A 4,769-nucleotide genomic window follows, 5' to 3' on the forward strand; every position below is an offset into this window, starting at 1 on the left:
GCCACGAGTTCGCCGTCGGCGAGGATCCCCACGCGGTCGCTCACGCGCTCGACCTGATCGAGGATGTGGCTGGAGAAGAACACGGTCGCGCCGCGGTCGACCTCCTCCCGGACGATCTCGCGCATCAACCGGACGCCGTTGGGGTCCAGCCCGGTCGACGGCTCGTCGAGGACGAGCAGGTCGGGCTCACCCACGAGCGCCATCGCGAGCATGAGCCGCTGGGTCATCCCCTTCGAGAAGTCGTCGGCGACGCGCTCCTCCTCGCCGGCGAGTCCGACGCGGTCGAGCATGGCGTCGGGGTCGGCGTCGGCGCCTTTGGAGGCGATCGCGTACTCGACGTGCTGGCGGGCGGTGTACTCAGCGAAGGTGTCGTAGCCGTCCGGGAGCACGCCCACGCGCTGGCGGACGCGACCGGACTCCTGCTGGGCGTCGATACCGAACACCTCGACACGGCCCTCGGTCGGCCGGAGGTAGTCGAGCAGGCAGTCGATCGTCGTCGACTTCCCGGCGCCGTTCGGGCCGAGGAAGCCGAACACCTCGCCGCGCTCGACGGTGAGGTCGATGCCGCGGAGGGCGGTCACGTCGCCGAACTGCTTGTGGAGGCCGTCGATTTCGACGGCTGGCGGGGACTCTGTCGCCATGGCGGGACGGCCGGCTGGTCGTGGCATAGGCTTTGGGGAGCGTGCGGCGGCGAAACGAAGTCGGAGCGAGAATCAGACCGCGGAGCGTTCGGTGTCGTGTACGTTCAGGTCGTCGTCCAGCGTCACCGTCAGCGCCTCGTCGTCGAGTTCGATCGTCACTTCGAACCGCTGGGGCTGCTCGCCGACGAGTTCGATCGCGTCGTCGGAGACACACCACGACAGCGTCCAGTACGGTCGCTCCGACAGCGAGACGCCGTGTTCGCGGTGGAAGCCGACAACGACGCTGTCGTCCAGCAGCGCGAGGCCGACCGCCGAGCAGAGCTGGTGGTTACACTGCGAGCAGCGGTGGATCGCGGTGAGCGACCCCCCGAGACAGCAGTCTTCGGCGCGCTCGACGGTGGTCTCCATCCGGCCGCTACACTCCGGGCAGACGCCGTCTTTCGCGAGGCAGTGGAGGTGGCGGACGCGCTGGTCGAACGCCGCCAGCACCTCCTCGTCGGTCCGGTCGGTCAGCCCGCCCGGCGGGAACGCGTACTCGCCGTGGCCGTAGCCGCAGTCGGGGCACTCGATACAGAGCCGCTCGTCCTCGTAGGTCGCCCGGAGGTCGGCGCCGCAGTTCACGCAGGGGTCGCCCACGTCGATGGGGTCGAGCGTCGGGTGCTCCGTGAACGACCCTGCGAGCACCGCCTGTACGACCTTCTCGCCGGCGTGGCGCAGCTCGTACCCCTCGTCGACTTTCCTGACGAACTGGTCGGTCAGCTTGTCGAGGTGGTAGTTGAACTGCGCGCTGTCGCGCATCCCCACGTCCTCGCGCAGCGCGGAGAACCGTACCGGCGAGTCGTCGGCGGTCCACAGCGCTTCGAGGATCGCGAGCCGCGTCTCGTTGGCCACCAGCCCGAACGCGTCGGCGGGCTCGACGCCCTCGCCACCGCCCTGAATCGGCCCGATCCGTTCGCTCATAGGGGAAATCCGGCGGCGAACCCGAAAAAGTGTTCGGTGAACTGCACTTATGTAAAAATACTGATTAGACTCTGCGGGTCATAGCCGGACACAGGCGCCCGTTCGCGGCACGCAGAACTGCCTGTCCCGGGACGCCCGCCGGCGGGTGGCGACGACGCCGGCGGCGGCGCCGACGCCGAGGCCGACCGCCAGCCCCGTGAACAGCGCCGGCGACGTGACCGCGGTGAACAGCCCGCCGAGCAGCACGACGCCCATGAACAGCGTGCCGACGAGCATCCCCGAGGAGGTGCCGAGCCTCGGTTCGCGCGCGCCGGGAGTCGTGGATCGTGGGGTTGGTGGGTTGGGTCCCGTCATACACGTCGTGCTACGACTGCCGGCACCATTAAGATAATCTGAATTACATTTTTGTAAGCGGCGTTACTGAAACGGATTTCACGGACTCTTCGGGGCGATGTCTGGAACCGACTCACTCCTCGTCGGCCCAGTAGTCGACGGTCGCGTCGCGGTCGTAGTAGCCCGACACGTCGCGCTCGTCCTCCCCGCCGGGCGGCGAACCCGCGTAGACGCCGACTTTTCCGGAATCTGGGTAGACGGTCACGTCGGGTTCGCGCATCGTCGACAGCGCGAGGTAGCGTAGCGGCTCGTCGCCGTCGTTGACGACGCGGTGGGCGCCCGCCGCCCCCGTCGGACAGGCGACGTAGTCGTCCGGCTGGAGGTCGTGCTCCCCGTCCTCGGTCCGGAGCAGCCCGCGCCCGGCGAGCACGTAGAACGCCTCGGCGTTCCCCGTGTGGTAGTGGTAGGGCCACGAGCGCTTCCCGGGCGGGAGTTCGTAGAGGCTACAGCCCAGATCGGGGTCGTCCCCCTCCTCGGTCGCGGCGGCCGCGAGTTTCTTCCGCCGGAACGCGGTTTCCCCGTGCTCGGTCTCCGTCCACGACAGGTCGGCCTCGTTCACCGGCTCCATGCGGGGAAGCCATGTTCGAACCGACAAAACTCCACTCGGTTCTTCCCTTTCGCCAACCGTTTTCCCGGCCGCGTCCCCACCCGGAGGTATGGACCTGCAGGCACTCGTCGACGCGGCTTCGACCCGCGACTGGGACACCGACCCGGAGGGAACGGTTTCGATCGCCGTCGTGGGGCTGGGGAACTACGCCCGGAACGTCTCGATCCCGGCGATCGAGGCGGGCGACTACGCCGAGGTCGGCGCCGTCGTCTCCGGCGACCCCGAGAAGGCCGAGCGCGTGGCCGACGAACACGGCGCGGTCCCGCTGAGCTACGAGGGGTACGCCGAGGGCGAGGCCGTCGACGCCTACGACGCCGTCTACGTCGCGACGCCGAACCGCATCCACCTCGACCAGATCCGCACCGCGGCGGACCACGGGAAGCACGTGATCTGTGAGAAGCCGCTGGAGGCGACGACGGAGCGCGCCACGGCGGGCGTCGACGCCTGCGAGGACGCCGGCGTGACGCTGATGACCGCCTACCGGATGCAGGCCGACCCCGTGATCCGCGCGCTCGGCTCGTTCGTCTCGCGGGGCGGCATCGGCGAGCCGACGAAGGCGATGGGCGAGTTCACGTTCCCCGTCCTCGCCGGGTCGAACGGTCCCGACCAGTGGCGGCTCGACGCCGAACTCGCGGGCGGCGGCGCGCTGATGGACGTGGGCGTCTACCCGCTCAACACGACGCGGTACCTGCTCGGCGCCGACCCCGGCGCGGTCGAGGCGATGGCCCGCGCGAGCGAGCCGTTCGGCGACCGTCCGGACGACCCCGACAGCCCGCGCTTCGCCGACGAGCACGTCCACGTCCTCGCGTCGTTCCCGGAGGGCGTCGTCGGCGAGTTCACGGCGAGCTTCAGCGGCGAGGCGGACTCGTGGCTGGAACTGGTCGGGAGCGACGGCCGGGTCCGGATCGAGAACGCGTTCGTGCCCGGCGGCGACCGGACGGTCCGGGTGACCACCGGCGATGGCGAGGTGGAGCTCTCGGGGATCGGCGCCGACGAGACCCGCGAGGAGTTCGACTACTTCGCCCACTGCGTGCTGACGGGGACGCCGCCCGAACCCGACGGCCACGACGGGCTGACGGACGTGGCGATCATGGGCGCGATCTACGAGGCGGCCGAGTCGGGCGAGCGAGTGACGCTCACCCGGCGCTGATCGGCGTCGGAAGGGTGGAGAGGGCGGGGGAGGCGGATGTGTCGGACCGGGTGGCCCCCGTGGTCGGTCCGACGGTGCGCCGATGGTGGCGGACCCCTCGCCACGCGGTCGAGCGCTGTGTTGGATTGTCGACGTTACGGCGAGAAAAGCGCCGTGTCGGTCGACGGCCGTACGTAACCGAGAGAACGGCATAAATCCACGGGTCCCGGCCGGGCCGTCGCCGGCCGCCGGGGCGAACACGTAAGTCGGTCCGGGGCAACCGCGGGCGTATGACCGACGCAGCGATCGTGACCGGCGCGGCCAGCGGGATCGGGCGCGCGACCGTCGACCTGTTCCGGGAGCGCTACGACCTCGTCGCGGGCATCGACGTGGACGAGGCGATCAGCGAGGTCGCCGCGGAGTTCGACGACGTACGGGGGTACGTCGGTGACGTGCGCGACCACGAGCGCGTTCAGGAGATCGTCGACGACGTGGAGGCCGACGCCGACGTGGTCGCGGTCGTCAACAACGCCGCCATCTCCCGGGACGTGTGGATCGGCGACCTCGGCCCCGAGGAGTGGCACGAGGTGCTGGACGTGAACCTCACCGGCCAGTACAACCTCGTCCACGCGGCCGCGCCGCGGATGTACGAGCGGGGGCGCGGCGCCGTNNNNCCCCGTCGTCAACGTCTCCTCGGGCGCCGGCAAGCAGGGCTCGGCCAGCGGCGGCGTCCACTACTCGGCCTCGAAGGCGGGCGTCTTCGGCCTCACGAAGGGGCTGGCCAAACAGCTCGCCCCCCACGTCCGGGTGAACTGCGTCGTCCCGGGGCTGATGGACACGCCGCTGACGACCGACTCGGGGCTCTGGACCGAGGCGGGCATCCGTGAGTTCACCGAGGAGCTGCCGCTCGCCCGGCTCGGGCAGCCGGAGGAGGCCGCCGACTTGATCGACTTCCTCTGCTCGGAGCGGGCGAGCTACATGACCGGCGCCGTCGTCGACGTCGACGTTCGTCGGCTCGCTCGGCGGCTGGGCCGTCGCC

4 protein-coding genes and 3 pseudogenes (1 of these 7 cut by a window edge) are annotated in these 4,769 nt (G+C 70.2%); 3 read left to right on the forward strand and 4 right to left on the reverse strand.

The features are described from left to right. From ACFR9S_RS09540 to ACFR9S_RS09555, 4 genes and pseudogenes are all read right to left on the reverse strand, one after another. Positions 1–641 (reverse strand): annotated as a pseudogene (locus tag ACFR9S_RS09540) (ABC transporter ATP-binding protein); it reaches 317 nt to the left of the window's first position. 72 nt (positions 642–713) lie between these two features. Continuing rightward, positions 714–1,601 carry a winged helix-turn-helix domain-containing protein gene (locus ACFR9S_RS09545; RefSeq protein ID WP_379730947.1) on the reverse strand — a complete coding sequence of 296 codons (888 nt, stop codon included), beginning with the start codon at positions 1,599–1,601 and terminating at the stop codon, positions 714–716. A 78-nt stretch (positions 1,602–1,679) separates the two neighbouring features. Then, positions 1,680–1,955, reverse strand: a complete 276-nt coding sequence (locus tag ACFR9S_RS09550; RefSeq protein WP_379818501.1) for a hypothetical protein — start codon at positions 1,953–1,955, stop codon at positions 1,680–1,682. Positions 1,956–2,067: 112 nt separating this feature from the next. Further along, on the reverse strand, positions 2,068–2,562 hold the full coding sequence (locus ACFR9S_RS09555) for a cupin domain-containing protein (RefSeq protein WP_379732808.1): 495 nt from the start codon (positions 2,560–2,562) through the stop codon (positions 2,068–2,070). A gap of 88 nt (positions 2,563–2,650) precedes the next feature. Between ACFR9S_RS09555 and gfo6 the strand changes: the two genes are divergently transcribed. The 3 genes and pseudogenes from gfo6 to ACFR9S_RS09570 all read left to right on the forward strand — a co-directional run. After that, a complete protein-coding gene (gene gfo6, locus ACFR9S_RS09560) occupies positions 2,651–3,751 on the forward strand; it encodes a D-xylose 1-dehydrogenase Gfo6 (RefSeq protein ID WP_379818502.1) in 1,101 nt (366 codons plus the stop codon). A gap of 269 nt (positions 3,752–4,020) precedes the next feature. Then, positions 4,021–4,338 (forward strand): annotated as a pseudogene (locus ACFR9S_RS09565) (SDR family NAD(P)-dependent oxidoreductase); the annotation flags it as partial. Between the two features lie 130 nt (positions 4,339–4,468). Continuing rightward, a pseudogene (locus ACFR9S_RS09570) lies at positions 4,469–4,769 on the forward strand (SDR family NAD(P)-dependent oxidoreductase); the annotation flags it as partial.

It is taken from the genome of Halolamina salina (genome assembly GCF_042678005.1).
In the GTDB taxonomy this organism is placed as follows: domain Archaea; phylum Halobacteriota; class Halobacteria; order Halobacteriales; family Haloferacaceae; genus Halolamina; species Halolamina salina.